15 protein-coding genes are annotated in these 14,383 nt (G+C 70.0%); 12 read left to right on the top strand and 3 right to left on the bottom strand.

Going from position 1 to position 14,383, the window contains the following annotated elements:
* Positions 1-6: 6 nt before the first annotated feature.
* Positions 7-1,020 carry a hypothetical protein gene (locus QZ772_RS07190; RefSeq protein WP_295524337.1) on the bottom strand — a complete coding sequence of 338 codons (1,014 nt, stop codon included), beginning with the start codon at positions 1,018-1,020 and terminating at the stop codon, positions 7-9.
* A 271-nt stretch (positions 1,021-1,291) separates the two neighbouring features.
* Between QZ772_RS07190 and QZ772_RS07195 the strand changes: the two genes are divergently transcribed.
* The 8 genes from QZ772_RS07195 to QZ772_RS07230 all read left to right on the top strand — a co-directional run bounded on the left by QZ772_RS07195 (position 1,292) and on the right by QZ772_RS07230 (position 10,058).
* Positions 1,292-3,070, top strand: a complete 1,779-nt coding sequence (locus tag QZ772_RS07195; protein ID WP_295524338.1) for a nitrite/sulfite reductase — start codon at positions 1,292-1,294, stop codon at positions 3,068-3,070.
* Positions 3,071-3,090: 20 nt separating this feature from the next.
* Positions 3,091-3,486, top strand: a complete 396-nt coding sequence (locus QZ772_RS07200; RefSeq protein WP_295524339.1) for a DUF934 domain-containing protein — start codon at positions 3,091-3,093, stop codon at positions 3,484-3,486.
* A gap of 282 nt (positions 3,487-3,768) precedes the next feature.
* Entirely contained in the window at positions 3,769-4,422 is a 654-nt protein-coding gene (locus tag QZ772_RS07205; protein WP_295524340.1) for a phosphoadenosine phosphosulfate reductase family protein, read from the top strand.
* A 43-nt stretch (positions 4,423-4,465) separates the two neighbouring features.
* Positions 4,466-5,428 (top strand): sulfate adenylyltransferase subunit CysD, encoded by a 963-nt coding sequence (gene cysD, locus QZ772_RS07210; RefSeq protein ID WP_295524341.1) that lies wholly within the window; start codon positions 4,466-4,468, stop codon positions 5,426-5,428.
* 136 nt (positions 5,429-5,564) lie between these two features.
* A complete protein-coding gene (locus tag QZ772_RS07215) occupies positions 5,565-6,887 on the top strand; it encodes a GTP-binding protein (RefSeq protein WP_295524342.1) in 1,323 nt (440 codons plus the stop codon).
* Positions 6,888-7,034: 147 nt separating this feature from the next.
* On the top strand, positions 7,035-7,364 hold the full coding sequence (gene fdxA / locus QZ772_RS07220) for a ferredoxin FdxA (RefSeq protein WP_043118085.1): 330 nt from the start codon (positions 7,035-7,037) through the stop codon (positions 7,362-7,364).
* A gap of 18 nt (positions 7,365-7,382) precedes the next feature.
* Positions 7,383-8,432 (top strand): NAD(P)/FAD-dependent oxidoreductase, encoded by a 1,050-nt coding sequence (locus tag QZ772_RS07225; protein ID WP_295524343.1) that lies wholly within the window; start codon positions 7,383-7,385, stop codon positions 8,430-8,432.
* Between the two features lie 294 nt (positions 8,433-8,726).
* Positions 8,727-10,058, top strand: a complete 1,332-nt coding sequence (locus QZ772_RS07230) for a cytosine permease (protein ID WP_295524344.1) — start codon at positions 8,727-8,729, stop codon at positions 10,056-10,058.
* On the opposite strand, the gene thiD is transcribed toward QZ772_RS07230, so the two are convergent.
* The gene (thiD, locus tag QZ772_RS07235) at positions 10,012-10,848 is read right to left on the bottom strand and encodes a bifunctional hydroxymethylpyrimidine kinase/phosphomethylpyrimidine kinase (protein ID WP_295524345.1); all 837 of its coding nucleotides are present in this window, start codon (positions 10,846-10,848) and stop codon (positions 10,012-10,014) included. The genes QZ772_RS07230 and thiD overlap by 47 nt on opposite strands.
* Before the next feature lie 41 nt (positions 10,849-10,889).
* On the opposite strand from thiD, the gene QZ772_RS07240 reads away from it, so the two are divergent.
* From QZ772_RS07240 to QZ772_RS07255, 4 genes are read left to right on the top strand one after another with little or no spacing between them, the layout of a single operon-like run.
* Positions 10,890-11,990 carry an FAD-dependent oxidoreductase gene (locus tag QZ772_RS07240; protein WP_295524347.1) on the top strand — a complete coding sequence of 367 codons (1,101 nt, stop codon included), beginning with the start codon at positions 10,890-10,892 and terminating at the stop codon, positions 11,988-11,990.
* A complete protein-coding gene (thiS, locus tag QZ772_RS07245; protein ID WP_295524354.1) occupies positions 11,990-12,187 on the top strand; it encodes a sulfur carrier protein ThiS in 198 nt (65 codons plus the stop codon). Before QZ772_RS07240 ends, thiS begins: the two co-directional genes overlap by 1 nt.
* Positions 12,188-12,210: 23 nt before the next feature.
* Positions 12,211-13,032, top strand: a complete 822-nt coding sequence (locus QZ772_RS07250; RefSeq protein WP_295524349.1) for a thiazole synthase — start codon at positions 12,211-12,213, stop codon at positions 13,030-13,032.
* Positions 13,033-13,089: 57 nt separating this feature from the next.
* Entirely contained in the window at positions 13,090-14,007 is a 918-nt protein-coding gene (locus QZ772_RS07255) for a thiamine phosphate synthase (RefSeq protein ID WP_295524351.1), read from the top strand.
* 79 nt (positions 14,008-14,086) lie between these two features.
* Here the strand turns inward: QZ772_RS07255 and QZ772_RS07260 are convergent.
* Positions 14,087-14,383: DUF2076 family protein (locus tag QZ772_RS07260; RefSeq protein ID WP_295524353.1), on the bottom strand; the 297-nt coding region annotated here is incomplete at its 5' end.

Below are 14,383 nucleotides of genomic sequence, written 5' to 3' on the forward strand. Positions count from 1 at the left end.
ACCCGATCAATAGGCGGAGCGCGCTGGCGGCGGCGTGGTCACCGTCGGCGCCGAGTCGCGCGGCGCAGGCCGCGCTGTCGGTGCAACCCGGGCGCCGCTCGATTCAGGCTGCGGGCGCGGCTTGGTGTACTTCTCGGGAAACACGATCCGGTCCCACTCGGGATGCCGCTTGATGTTGGCGGCCAGCGCGGCGCGGAACTCCGGCTTCTTTGCCAGGCCGCGCCAGCGCTCGGCCACGCGCGCGCGCAGCGCCGGCTCGGCCTGCAGCCAGCCGGCCACGTCCTCGTAGCGCAAGTCGCCCACGCGTTCGGCATCGACCGTGCGGTCCTTGAACCGGGCGGAACGCAGAGGCAACGGGTCGAGGAAGCTGGGCGGTACCGCGCCGACGAAGGCGGCATCCGGCCGTGGCCGCTCGGTCCAGTCCGCGCTGTCGAACAGCCGGCCTGCCGCCAGGTCCACCGCGTCCTGATTGCGCTTGTCCCGCGCCTCGAGCCGGGCCTTGCCTGATTCGGCAAAGACCTGCGTGCGGGACGCTGCAACCTGCACGACCTGACTGCCGCCCTCGCCTTTCAAGGCCACATCCGGCGTCAGCAGGCTGGCCACGCCGCGGGACGATGGCGCCCGCCCCAGCTTGGCCCAGCCTTGGCGTAGATAAAGCCGGGCTGCCGGCTCTCGGCGGCTGGGTCCGAGCCGCGCTTCGATCATGGCCTGGCTGGCCGGGCCCAGGTCGACCACCGGGCCGTCCGTGTATTCGATCCGCAGCAGGCGCGCGTTGGCCGCGGTTTCCACCAGGTCCCCGGGTTGCAGTGCCACGCCGGGCGCGAGCACGAACCGGCCGGTCTCCCGCAACAGATGGGCTTCGCCCTCGACCAGCGTCGCCATGGCCGCTGGCCCCGCCGCCCGCGCAGGCGTGGCTGAAAGCACCAGAAGAACGGCCGCGGCAAACGCCCGGATCAGCTTCGGCACGGTGATCGACGTTCGGCGCGGCCCCATGAAGGGCAGGATGATGCCGGTCGCCACGCCGGCCGGCCATATGCAGGATGGCCTAAGCCGGGCCGGCCCCGGGCCTGCGTGGCCACGCAGGCCCTCCTAGAATCATGGGCTGTTTCGCCCAGAGCGCCTTATCCGACCACGACGGTTTTCACCGCCGCAGAGCGCGCCAGACGGGCTGCATAAGCTTATGCGCATAAGGCGCGAACCAGAAAATCGTTTGCATTCATAAGGACGGCCCCTAAAGTGCCGCCTTCGCGCGCGGTGCCCGTGCCGCGTGGCCGACTGCCTTCCACACACGATGTACCAATACACAGACTTCGACCGCCAGTTCGTGCGCCAGCGCGCCGCACAGTACCGCGACCAGCTCGAGCGCTGGCAGGCGGGCAGCCTCAGCGAGGACGAGTTCCGTCCGCTGCGCCTGCAGAACGGCTGGTACGTGCAACGCTACGCGCCCATGCTGCGCGTGGCCGTGCCCTATGGCGAACTCTCCAGCCGGCAGATGCGCGTGCTGGCCCGCATCGCCCGTGAATACGACGAGCCCGAGGCCGAGGTCTACCGGAAGGCCATCGAAACGCAGTCCCTCCTGGGCACCACCAGCCTGCCCACCCACTACGCGCACTTCACCACCCGCCAGAACGTCCAATACAACTGGATTCCGCTGGCGAAGAGCGCCGAGGTGATGGAACTGCTGGCCACCGTGGACATGCACGGCATCCAGACCAGCGGCAACTGCATCCGCAACATCACGACCGACGAACGCGCCGGTGTGGCCGTGGACGAGGTAGCCGACCCGCGGCCCTATGCCGAGATCATGCGGCAGTGGAGCACGCTGCATCCCGAGTTCGCCTTCCTGCCGCGCAAGTTCAAGATCGCCATCACCGGCGCTGCCGAAGACCGCGCCGCCACTGGCTGGCATGACGTCGGCCTCAAGCTGGTGAAGAACGAGGCCGGCGAGATCGGCTTCCAGGTGCGCGTGGGTGGCGGCATGGGCCGCACACCCATCGTGGGCACGGTGCTGCGCGAGTTCCTGCCCTGGAACCAGATCATGAATTACCTCGAAGCCGTGATCCGGGTCTACAACCGCTACGGCCGCCGCGACAACCTGTACAAGGCGCGCATCAAGATCCTGGTCAAGTCCGAGGGCCAGGCCTACATCGACGACGTCGAGGCCGAGTACCGCGATGTGCTGGAGCGCGACGGCGCCCCCCACACCATCAGCCAGGCCGAGTTCGACCGCGTGGCCGCCTCCTTCGTGCCCCCCGCGCTGGCCACCCGCACGGGTCTGCCGGCAGAGCAGGCCGACGCCGCGCTGCGCCAGGCGGCCGACCGCGAGCCGATGTTCGCCCGCTGGCTGCAGCGCAATGTGGCCGCGCACCAGAACCCGCAGCTGCGCGCCGTCACCCTCTCCTTCAAACGCCGCGGCCAAGCGCCCGGCGATGCCTCGGCCGACCAGCTCGACACCGTGGCCGAACTGGCCGACCGCTTCTCCGCCGGTGAACTGCGCGTGACGCACGACCAGAACGTGCTGCTGCCCTGGGTGCATGCCGAGGACCTGTTCGAACTCTGGCAGGCCGCGCGGGCTGCCGGCTTCGCCAGCGCCAACGTGCACCTGCTGACCGACATGATCGCCTGCCCAGGCGGCGACTTCTGCGCGCTGGCCAATGCGCGGTCCATTCCCATCGCCGAAGCCATCACAGAGCGGTATCAGGACCTGGATGAGCTCGACGACCTGGGCGAGATCGACCTGCACATCAGCGGCTGCATCAACAGCTGCGGCCACCACCACAGCGGGCACATCGGCATCCTCGGCGTCGACAAGGACGGCAAGGAGTGGTACCAGGTGACGCTGGCCGGCTCGGACGGCTCGGACCTGAGCGGGCCGGCGCAGGCCGGCAAGGTGGTCGGCCCTTCCTTCTCGGCGGCCGAAGTGCCGGGCGTGATCGAAGCCGTGCTCGGCACCTACCGTGACACCCGCAACGCCGGCGAGACCTTCATCGACACGCTGCGCCGCGTCGGCCACGAGCCCTTCAAGGCAGCGGCCAACGGCGCCCGCTTCAAGGTCGAGGAAGTCGCCTGAGTCCGAGGGAGAACAGACGCATGAACAAGACCCTGAACATCCTCTCGACCGGCCAGCACGAGGCCGACGTCGGCACCGGCCGCGTGCTGCAGCTGCCTAACGACGCCGATCCCCGGGAAGCCGATCTGGCCGGTGTGACGCGCATCGAGCTGCACTTTCCCAAGTTCACCGACGGCCGGGCCTACAGCCAGGCCTTCCTGCTGCGCCGTCGCCTGGGTTTCACCGGCGACATCCGCGCCACCGGCGACGTGCTGATCGACCAACTGGTGCAGATGCAGCGCACCGGCTTCACCAGCGCCGTTCTCAAGGAAGGCAAGGACGTGGCCGAGGCCCAGCGCCAGTTCGAGCGCTTCGCCGACTTTTACCAGGGCGACGCGGTGCAGCCGGCGCCGCATTTCGTGCGCACCGAGGCCTGATCCTCCGAGCTGCTGCGCGCTCGACGGCCGACCACCGCCTGCGGGTGCTGGTCGGCTTTTTCTTGCCCGCAATGGCCGATGCAGCCGTCCAGCGAGCCGAAGACGCCTTATCCAGGTCTCGCCGTCCATCGCGCGAGAACCCGCATCCACAGAGGTGAATATGCTTATCCGCATAAAGCGCGAACAAAAAGATCGTTTGGTTTCATAAGGGCTCTCCCTAAAGTTCGGTCCCAGGGCATTGCTGTCGTTGTCGGCGCCATGCCATTCGAAAGAGCCCGAGCCATGAACGCCATTCCTTCCCAAGTCCAGAACTCCACCGCCTTCGACCTGACCGAGGTCAATGCCCGACTGGGCCGAAATGCGCAGGGCCTGGTGGACTGGGCCATCGGCCTGCACCGTCCGGCTATCGTCACCACCAACTTCCGTCCCTTCGAGGCCGTGATCCTGCACATGGTGACGCGCGCCCAGCCCGACGTGCCGGTGGTGTGGATGGACAACGGCTACAACACCGAGGCCACCTACCGCTTCGCCGACGAGGTGACCCGGCAGCTCAAGCTGAACCTGAAGATCTACCTGCCGCTGCGCTCGCGCGCCCACCGCGAGGCTGTCGAAGGCCCGACGCCGGCACTGGACGACCCGCGCCATGCCGCCTTCACCGAAGAGGTCAAGCTGGAGCCCTTCACCCGCGCGCTGCGCGAGACGGCCCCGCAGGTCTGGTTCACCGCGCTGCGGGCGACCGACACGGCGGTGCGCGCCCAGATGGAACCGGTGAGCGTCAATCCCGATGGCCTGATCAAGGTGGCGCCCCTGCTGCACTGGAGCTCGAAGGACCTGCACGAGTACTGCCAGGCCCATGGCCTGCCCAACAACTTCGACTACGTGGACCCGACCAAGGGCGAAGACAACCGCGAGTGCGGCCTGCACATCGCGCACTGATCCAACCCGTCCACCCTCCGAATCCCTCTTGCCCCACACGCCCATGAACGCCCGCACCGACGCCGACCTGCTGCTGCCCGATGCCCTGGCTGCCTCCGCCACGGCCCGCCTGTCCAACGCCCACCTCGACGCGCTGGAGGAAGAAGCCATCTTCATCCTGCGCGAGGTGGCCGCGGCCTTCGAGCGGCCGGCGCTGCTGTTCTCGGGCGGCAAGGATTCGTTGGTGCTGCTCAAGTGCGCCGAGAAGGCCTTCGGCGCCGGCCGCCTGCCCTATCCGCTGCTGATGATCGACACCGGGCACAACTTCCCCGAGGTGACGGACTTCCGCGACCAGCGCGCCAAGGAACTGGGCGCGGAGCTGATCGTGCGCAGCGTCGAGGATTCGATGGCCCGCGGCACGGTGCGCCTGGCGCATCCCGGCGAGTCGCGCAACGTGCACCAGTCGGTCACGCTGCTGGAGGCCATCGAGGAATTCCGCTTCGATGCGCTGATCGGCGGCGCTCGCCGCGACGAGGAGAAGGCCCGCGCCAAGGAACGCATCTTTTCGCACCGAGACGCCTTCGGCCAATGGCAGCCCAAGGACCAGCGCCCTGAACTGTGGACGCTGTTCAACACGCGCCTGGCGCCGGGCGAGCATTTCCGCGTGTTCCCGATCAGCAACTGGACCGAGCTGGACGTGTGGCAGTACATCGAGCGCGAGCAGATCGAGCTGCCCTCGCTCTACTACACCCACAAGCGCGAAATCGTCGAGCGCCGCGGCCTGCTGGTGCCCGTGACCGAGTTGACGCCGGCACGCGACGGCGAGACCGTCGAGCTCCGCGACGTGCGCTTCCGCACCGTGGGCGACATCACCTGCACCTGCCCCGTGGCCAGCCTGGCCGCGGGCCCGGCCGACGTGGTGATCGAGACGCTGTCCGCCGAGGTCAGCGAGCGCGGCGCCACCCGCATGGACGACAAGACCTCCGACGCTTCCATGGAGAAGCGCAAGAAGGACGGGTACTTCTAACAGACCCCCGTTGCTTGCTCACTACGCGCAAGCCGCCTCCCCCCTCAAGGGGGCACACCCTGCGGCCTGGCAAAGCCCGTTCCGCGGGTGTTCCCGACCTGAACCGCGCCGCCCGCTTGAACCTCTTATGACTGCCATGACTTCCACAGACGATCTTCACACCGACAGCGCCGACACCGGCACCGCCCTGCGCTTCATCACCTGCGGCTCGGTGGATGACGGCAAGAGCACCCTCATCGGCCGCCTGCTGGTGGACAGCCGCGCCGTGCTGGCCGACCAGCTGGCCGGCGTGCAGCGCGGCGGCGAGACCGACCTGGCCCTGCTGACCGACGGCCTCTCGGCCGAGCGCGAGCAGGGCATCACCATCGACGTTGCCTACCGCTATTTCTCCACCGCCAAGCGCAAGTTCATCATCGGCGACGCGCCGGGGCATGAGCAGTACACCCGCAACATGGTGACGGCCGCCTCCAGCGCCGATGCCGCCGTGGTGCTGGTCGACGCCACCAAGCTTCCCTGGGCGGCCGAGGTGGGTGACGGCGAGGTGGTGGTGCGCGAGCTCCTGCCGCAGACCCGCCGCCACATGCTGCTGGCCCATCTGCTGCGCGTGCAGTCCATTGTGGTCGCCATCAACAAGCTGGATGCCATCGACGATGCGGCGCTGGCCTTCGAGCGCATTGCCAGCGCCCTGAACGACTTCGCGGCCGCCGCCGGCGTGCGCGTGGCAGCCATCGTGCCGATCTCCGCGCTCAAGGGCTGGAACGTGACCGAGCCGCACCACGATGGCGCCGCCGGCTGGGCGGGCTACGAAGGCCCGAGTCTGCTCGAGCTGCTGGAAGCGCTGCCCGTGACCGCTACCGAGACGCAGCAGCCCTTCACCTTCCCGGTGCAGTGGGTGGAGAAGTTCTCGTCGTCGGCCGACACCAGCCAGGGCCGCCGCATCTTTTGGGGCCGCGTCGGCGGCGGCCAGGTGGTGCCCGGCCAGCGCGTGACCGTGCTGCCCAGCGGCCAGACCGCGACCGTAGCCCGCGTGCTCGACCATGTGCGCCGGGAGCACGGCGTGGCCGCCGGCCACAGCGCCGGCATCGTGCTGGACCGCGAGGTCGACGTCTCCCGCGGCGACTGGCTGCTGGAGCCCGGTGCCTTCGAGCCGACGCGCGAGATCACCGCCACGGTTGCCTGGCTGGACGACGAGCCCCTGGTTCCGGGCCGCGTCTACTGGGCGCTGCAGGGCCACCGCTGGGTCAAGGCCAAGGTGCAGAAGATCGTGGACCGGCTGAACATCGCCACGCTGGATGCCGAGGCCGCCACCCAACTTGACGCTAATGCCATCGGCCAGGTCGTGCTGGCCCTGCAGCAACCGCTGGCCGTGCAGCCCTTCACCGCCTCGCGCACGCTGGGCTCGCTTGTGCTGGTCGACACGGCATCGCACCGCACCTGCGCCGCCGTGCTGGTGCGCTGACCGGCCGCGCCCGGCACTCGCGCCGGGCACGTCGCGCACCTTCAAATCCTTTCTGGCGCCGTTGCCAGTGTTGCCCATGCCCGCCGAGGCATGGGCCGCCCTTTACAATCTCGGGTTTTTCCCGACTCCTTCACCAGCCATCCAGCCATGACCCACGTCGTTTCCGAGAACTGCATCCGCTGTAAGTACACCGATTGCGTCGACGTGTGTCCCGTGGACTGCTTCCGCGAAGGGCCGAACATGCTGGTGATCGACCCTGACGAGTGCATCGATTGCGCCGTGTGCATTCCCGAATGCCCGGCCAACGCGATCTACGCCGAGGAAGACCTGCCGGCCGACCAGCTCGCCTTCATCAAGCTCAATGCCGAACTGGCCCGCGCCGACGGCTGGAAGAGCATCACCAAGCGCAAGGCCGCGCTGCCCGATGCCGACGAGTGGAAAGACAAGCCCAACAAACTGGCCGAACTGGTCAAGTAAGCCCGGCAGATTGAGCGCGTGACCGGCCAGGCCCCGTCCTCGCACCTGGACACCGGCGCCCTCATCATCGGCGCTGGCCCGGCCGGCCTGTTCCAGGCCTTCCAGCTGGGCCTGCTCGAAATTCCCTGCCGCATCGTCGATGCCCTGCCCCACGCGGGCGGCCAGTGCGTCGAGCTCTACGGCCACAAACCCATCTACGACATTCCCGGCACGCCCGTGACCACGGGTGCAGGTCTGGCCGAGTCGCTGCTGGCGCAGATCGCGCCGTTCGACGTGCCGATGCACCTCGGCGAGCAGGTGGCGACGTTGCAGCGCGAGCAACCGGGCCATGCCGATTCCCGTTGGCTGGCCACGACCTCGGCCGGTACCATCTTTCGCGCGCAGGCCGTCGTGATCGCGGCGGGCGTCGGTGCCTTCGTGCCCAAGAGGCTGGGCGTCGAAGGCGCCGAAGCCCACGAGGGCCTGAGCCTCTTCTACCACCCGTCCGATCTGTCGCGCTTCGCCGGCCAGTCGGTGGTCGTGCATGGCGGCGAGGAAGCGGCCGTGGAGGCGGCGCTGGGCCTCGTCGGCGTGGCACGCGAGGTGACCCTGCTGCACCGCCGCGACGTCTTCCGCGCCGACGAGGCGCTGCTCGCTGCCCTGCGCGAGCGCATCGACCGGGGCGACATCCGTACCGCCGTCGGCCAGCCCAGCACCTTCGACGGCCGCTTGCTCACCATCGATACGCCCGATGGCGAAACGCGCGCATTGCCGCTCGATGCGCTGATCGTCTGCCAGGGCATCTCGCCCCGCCTCGGCCCCATCGCCGACTGGGGGCTGGAACTGGAACGCAAGCAGATTCCCGTCGACACCCAGCGCTTCCAGACCCGCGAAGCCGGCCTCTACGCCGTCGGCGACATCAACACCTACCCGGGCAAGCGAAAGCTGATCGTCAGCGCCTTCCACGAGGCCACGCTCGCGGCGTGGGCGGTGGCCGAGCGGGTATTCGACGGCAAGGTGCCGCCGCTGCAGTACACCACCACCAGCACTCGCCTGCGAGAGTTGCTGGGCGCGGCGCCGCAGCCTTGACGGGCGGCAAGCCGGGCCGCCCTCCCACTCTTACAATCCGCGACTCGCTAGGGGTGCCGGGCTTCGCTGGAAGCCAGGCTGAGAAGACACCCTTTGAACCTGTTCGGCCGGCCCGACGCATCGTCCAAGGTGCAAAGGCCAGCCGGAGCCGCGAAGCGCCACAGGCGCTTCAGGCCTGAGGTAATCCTCGCGCAGGGAAGCAGCTCCGGTGGCCCGCACGGGCCCGCGGAGGGCCGGATCGGCCCACGCAGTCGGCGGTGCTTCTCCTGCCCGACCGCTCCGGAGCAACGACGCATGGCCTTGAACGACGCATCCACCCCGCCCGCCAACGAGGCGCTGACCCCGCTGCCCGACGCGCGCCGCGCCTTCCGCTGGCACGACCACCTGTCGCTGTGGTTCAGCCTGGGCGTGGGCCTGCTGGTGATGCAGGTGGGCGCCTTCCTGGTGCCGGCGGTGGGCACGCGCGATGCGGTGGTCGCCATCGTCATCGGCTCGCTGATCGGCGCCGGCCTGCTGGCCTGGACGGCGCGGCTGGGTTGCCAGACAGGACTCGCGAGCGCGGGCCTGATGCACTCGGCCTACGGCAGCGTGTTCGCACGGCTCCCGGTGGTGCTCAACATCGTCCAGCTGGTCGGCTGGACCACCTTCGAGCTGGTCATCATGCGCGAGGGCACCCAGGCGATCGCGAAGCAGGCTTTCGGCCTGTCGCTCGATTCCGTGGGCGGTGCGCTCGCTGCGACGCTGCTGTGGGGCGCCGTGCTGCTGGCGCTGCTGTCGGGCTCGATGGTGTCGCTGGTGCGGCGCTTCGTCAGCCGCTTCGGCCTGCCGCTGGTGGTGCTGTCGCTGATCTGGCTGACCTGGCAGTTCGCCGGCAAGCTGCAGGCGCAGGGCTTCGCGGCCTTCTGGCAGCGCCAGGGCGACGGCAGCATGGGTCTGTTCAGCGCCATGGACCTGGTGATCGCCATGCCCGTCTCCTGGCTGCCGCTGGTGGCCGACTATGCGCGCCACGGACTGCGTGCCCGGCCCGGCCAGCCGGGCGGGGCCTTCACCGGCACCTGGGTCGGCTATGCGGTGGCCAACCTCTGGTGCTATGCGCTGGGCGTGATGGTGGCCAGCACGGTCGAGCCCGGCACCACGCTCGTGATGGCGCTCCTGCTGGCCCAGGGCGGGCTGGTTGCGCTGGGCCTGATCCTCATCGACGAGCTGGACAACGCCTATGGCGACGTGTACTCAGGCTCGGTCTCCATGCACAGTCTGCGCCCGCGCTGGAGCGTGCGCCGCTGGGGCCTGCTGATCGCGCTGGTCTGCGTAGCCCTGGCGCTGGTGCTGCCCATGCATGCGCTGGAGCCCTTCCTGCTCATGCTCAGCTCGGTGTTCGTGCCGTTGTACGGCGTGATCCTGGGCCGGCTGGGTGGCGGCGGTGTGCCGCTGCCCGCAGGCCGCAAGGTCGACCTGAGCGCCGCCGCACTGTGGATTGCCGGCATCGCCGTCTACCACGGCTGCGCGGCCTGGGCGCCGCAGTGGGGCTCGGCCCTGCCGGCGCTGCTGCTGACCTTCGTGCTGGCCCGGCTGACGCGGCCTACAGCGGCAGGCGCACCGTCGGCTGCGGTGCAAAGCCATGGTTGAGCGGGCCGTGGCCTTCGCCCACCTTGACGGCCACGCCTGCCAGCATGGCGCCGCGCACGTAGTCGCGGGCCTGAGCCACGGCCTCGGGCAGCGGCTTGCCCAGTGCCAGGCCGCAGGCGATGGCCGAGGACAGCGTGCAGCCCGTGCCATGCAGGTTGCGGCTCTGGATGCGGGGCGCTGCGTAGCGGTGGCGCTCGCCGCAGGCCATGGCCAGCAGGTCGACGACCTCCTCGCCGGGCAGGTGTCCCCCCTTGAGCAGTACGCCCCGCGCGCCCTGCGCCAGCAGCTCGGCCGCAGCGCTTTCCAGCGCGTCGGCATCGGCAATCGGATGGCCCACCAGCAGCGCCGCCTCGTCCAGGTTGGGCGTGATCAGCACGGCGCGCGGGAAGAGTTCGGCCACCAACCGGTCCACCGTCTCGGCGGCGATCAGCCGGTCGCCGCTGGTGGCGACCATCACCGGGTCCAGCACCACGTTCGGCAGGCGGTAATGGTCGATGGCCCAGGCCACCACCTCCACCACCTCGGGCGCATGCAGCATGCCCAGCTTGACGGCATCGACGCCGATGTCCTCGATCACGGCCTGGAGTTGGGCCTTGAGGAAGGCGGGCGGCACGGCATGGATGCCGCTCACGCCGCGGGTGTTCTGGGCCGTGAGGGCCGTGATGGCGCTCATGCCGTAGCAGCCCAGTGCGGTGAAGGTCTTGAGATCGGCCTGGATGCCGGCGCCACCGCCGCTGTCGGAGCCGGCGATGGTGAGCACGCGCGCATAGCGCTGGGTGGGAATGGTCATGGGCCGGAAATTATCCGTGCAGCAAGGAGCATCTCTTTTCGATGACGGGAACATCACTGGACTTTGACAAGGCCTGGGTGCTGGGCGGCGGGCTGATGGGCCGGCTGATGGCACTCAGCCTGGCCCGCGCCGGCTGCGCGGTGGAACTGCACGAGGCCCAGGGCTCCGACGCCCAGGGCGCTGCCGCCCGCGTAGCCGCGGCCATGCTCGCGCCGCTGGCCGAATCGGCCGTTGCGCCGCTGTCGGTGGTGCGCATGGGCGAATATGCCCTTGGACGGTGGCCGCAGCTGCTGGCTGAGCTGCCAGCGCCGGTGTTCTTCCAGCAGGCCGGCACGCTCGTCGTCTGGCACCGGCAGGACGCCGCCGACGCCGGCCGCCTGGGCCGCACCCTGACCCACAACCAGGCGCAGCAGCCTTCGCTGGCGGCACCGCAGCCGCTGGATGCGACGACCCTGGCCGAAGCCGAACCCGCCCTGGCCGGCCGTTTCATGCAGGGCCTGCTGCTGCCCGGCGAAGGCCAGCTCGACAACCGGCAACTGCTCGCGGCGCTGCAGCAGGCCCTGGAGGCACATCCGCAAGTGCGCCTGCACTGGCACAGCGCCCGCAGCCCGCAGGACATCGCGCCCGGCACGCGCGAGCGTGTGATCGACTGCCGCGGCCTGGGCGCCCATGCCCAGTGGCCGGCCGTGCGCGGCGTGCGCGGCGAAGTGGCCCGCATCCATGCGCCCGAAGTGACGCTGCAGCGGCCCACGCGCCTGGTGCATCCGCGCTATCCGATCTACATCGCCCCCAAGCAGGACCACCTGTTCGTGATCGGCGCGACCGAGATCGAGTCGGACGACATGTCGCCGCCCAGCGTGCGCTCGGTGCTGGAACTGCTGTCGGCCGCTTACACCGTGCACAGTGGCTTTGCCGAGGCACGCATCGTCGAGATCGCCGCCCAGTGCCGCCCCACCCTGCCCGACAACCTGCCCGCGCTGCGCTGGCTGGGCGAGCGGGTGCTGCAGATCAACGGGCTCTACCGGCACGGCTTCATGATCGCGCCCGCCATGCTCGACGCTGCCATGCAGACCCTGCAGCAGCGCGAATCGCCCCTGGCCGATCAACTGCAGATCGGCATCGAACAACTTCCCGCCCGATGATGAACATCCTGCTCAACGGTGAGCCGCGCGAGCTGCCTTCCGGCGCCACGCTGGCCGACGCCATCGCCCTGCTCGACCCCGTCCCCCCCTTCGCGGCCGCCGTCAACCGCGACTTCGTGCCCCGCTCTTCCTATGCCGGGCGCGCCCTGCAGCCCGGCGACGAGGTCGAGGTGATCCGCCCCGTCACCGGCGGCTGAACCCCACGCAAGGAGACACTGCCATGACCACCCCCGAATCCGCCGACGCGCTGGTGCTCTACGGCCAGCGCTTCCAGAGCCGGCTGCTGCTGGGTACCGCCCGCTATCCCTCACCCGACGTGCTCGAGGCCGCCGTGCAGCGCGCCCGGCCGGCCATGCTCACCGCCTCGCTGCGCCGCCAGAGCGCGGCGCCGGGCGGCGCCAAGGCCGACAACGGCTTCTGGGAACTGCTGCGCCGCCTGGACGTGCCGGTGCTGCCCAACACCGCCGGCTGCCACAGCGTGCAGGAGGCCATCGCCACCGCCCACATGGCGCGCGAGCTGTTCGACACGCCCTGGATCAAGCTGGAGCTGATCGGCGACGACTACACCCTGCAGCCCGATACGCTGCAACTGGTGGGCGCGGCGGAGCGGCTGATCAAGGACGGCTTCCAGGTGCTGCCCTATTGCACCGAGGACCTGGTGCTGTGCCAGCGCCTGGTCGATGTCGGCTGCCAGGCCGTGATGCCCTGGGCCGCCCCCATCGGCACCGGCCGCGGGCCGGTCAACCCCTACGCCATGCAGGTGCTGCGCGAGCGGCTGACGGTGCCCATGCTGGTCGACGCCGGCCTGGGTCTGCCCTCGCATGCCTGCCAGGTGCTGGAGTGGGGCTACGACGGCGTGCTGCTGAACACCGCCGTCGCCCTGGCGCGGGACCCGGTGGCCATGGCCGGCGCCTTTGCCGACGCGGTCGCCGCGGGGCGCGCCGCGTTCCGCGCGGGTGCGATGGGTGCGCAGGACGCGGCCCAACCCAGCACGCCGGTGCTCGGCACGCCCTTCTGGCACCACGCCCAGAACGGTGGCTGAGCCTCGCGCGGCGGTGCGCTGATGGGCGCCGCCACCCACAAGAACCCGGAGCCATCCATGAACGCCCAAGAGATCGAGACCGCCATCCTCGCCGCCCACCGTGGCCGCTTCGACGACCACCCGCCGGTGGCGGTCGGGCCTTTCCACGACGAGGACGCGGTCTACCGCGGTGCCAAGGCGGCCTGCGCGGCGCTGGGCTTCATCGAGGTGGATGCCGAATGCCTGGGTCGCGCCTGGCAGGCGATGACGACGCGCCTGGGCCACCTCGACGCCAGTGCCTGGCCCGCCACCCCCGCCGACTTCGGGCTGCGGGACTTTCCGCCCCAGGCGCGCGTCGACGCATTCGCGCCCTGCCCCATCGCGCTGGGCCTGTATGCCGTGCTGCCCGACGCCGAATGGGTCGGCCGCGCCGCGCGGGCCGGGATTCCGACGGTGCAGCTGCGCTTCAAGTCCGACGACGCAGCGGCCGTCGCCCGCGAGATCGACGCCGCCATCGCCGCCGTCCAGGGCACCGACGCCCTGCTCTTCATCAACGACCACTGGCGGCAGGCCATTGCGGCCGGGGCCTATGGCGTCCACCTGGGCCAGGAAGACCTGGACGCGCTGACGGCGCAGGAAGTGCAGGAGCTGCGCGCCTCCGGCCTGCGCCTGGGCGTCAGCACCCATGGCTATGCCGAGATGGTGCGGGCCGATGCCGTCAGCCCCAGCTACCTGGCGCTGGGCGCGGTGTTCCCGACCACGCTCAAGAAGATGGCGACCGCTCCGCAGGGCCTGGCGCGCCTGCATGACTACGCGCGGCTGATGCGGGGCTATCCGTTGGTCGCCATCGGCGGCATCGACGCCGAGCGGCTGCCGCAGGCGCTGGCCAGCGGCGTGGGCAGCATCGCGGTGGTGCGGGCCTTCGTGGGCGCGGACGACCCCGAGTCTGCGGCCCGGATGTTGATGGCCCGAATGCGCGAAGCGCCCCCGGCCTGAGCCTGGAGCGCTTCTGACGGCGGCTGCGCGCGGACTGGCGTCGTCACAACCGGCCCTTGGCCGGCGCGGGCGAGCGAACTCAGACGATCTGGTCGTCGTCGAAGGAGCCGCCGTCGAAGCCCGACCAGTCGCCGCCGGCATCGTCGGCCAGCTGGCGGGTGTCGCCGCTGCCGCCACCGCGGTCTTCGTAGAAGTTCTGGGTGACGTTCTCGATCACTTCGGGCGTGCCGACGTTGCCGCCGCCCAGGCCCAGGAATCCGCCGCCGCCCGCGCCACTGCGGCCGCCGAGCAGGTGCTCGATGCCATTGAACAGGAACATGCCGCCGGCGACCCCCGCGGCCGCGCTGGCGGCCTGCCCCAGGAAGCTGGGGCCGCT

It is taken from the genome of uncultured Pseudacidovorax sp., from assembly GCF_913773995.1.
In the GTDB taxonomy this organism is placed as follows: domain Bacteria; phylum Pseudomonadota; class Gammaproteobacteria; order Burkholderiales; family Burkholderiaceae_C; genus Xenophilus.

What these genes read in the sequence shown, in the direction of transcription:
- cysD (WP_295524341.1), top strand. Translation starts at nt 4,466, where the DNA reads ATGAACGCCCGCACCGACGCCGACCTGCTGCTGCCCGATGCCCTGGCT.
- thiS (WP_295524354.1), top strand. Translation starts at nt 11,990, where the DNA reads ATGAACATCCTGCTCAACGGTGAGCCGCGCGAGCTGCCTTCCGGCGCC.
- QZ772_RS07205 (WP_295524340.1), top strand. Translation starts at nt 3,769, where the DNA reads ATGAACGCCATTCCTTCCCAAGTCCAGAACTCCACCGCCTTCGACCTG.
- fdxA (WP_043118085.1), top strand. Translation starts at nt 7,035, where the DNA reads ATGACCCACGTCGTTTCCGAGAACTGCATCCGCTGTAAGTACACCGAT.
- thiD (WP_295524345.1), bottom strand. Translation starts at nt 10,848, where the DNA reads ATGACCATTCCCACCCAGCGCTATGCGCGCGTGCTCACCATCGCCGGC.
- QZ772_RS07240 (WP_295524347.1), top strand. Translation starts at nt 10,890, where the DNA reads ATGACGGGAACATCACTGGACTTTGACAAGGCCTGGGTGCTGGGCGGC.
- QZ772_RS07195 (WP_295524338.1), top strand. Translation starts at nt 1,292, where the DNA reads ATGTACCAATACACAGACTTCGACCGCCAGTTCGTGCGCCAGCGCGCC.
- QZ772_RS07255 (WP_295524351.1), top strand. Translation starts at nt 13,090, where the DNA reads ATGAACGCCCAAGAGATCGAGACCGCCATCCTCGCCGCCCACCGTGGC.
- QZ772_RS07230 (WP_295524344.1), top strand. Translation starts at nt 8,727, where the DNA reads ATGGCCTTGAACGACGCATCCACCCCGCCCGCCAACGAGGCGCTGACC.
- QZ772_RS07200 (WP_295524339.1), top strand. Translation starts at nt 3,091, where the DNA reads ATGAACAAGACCCTGAACATCCTCTCGACCGGCCAGCACGAGGCCGAC.
- QZ772_RS07250 (WP_295524349.1), top strand. Translation starts at nt 12,211, where the DNA reads ATGACCACCCCCGAATCCGCCGACGCGCTGGTGCTCTACGGCCAGCGC.
- QZ772_RS07215 (WP_295524342.1), top strand. Translation starts at nt 5,565, where the DNA reads ATGACTTCCACAGACGATCTTCACACCGACAGCGCCGACACCGGCACC.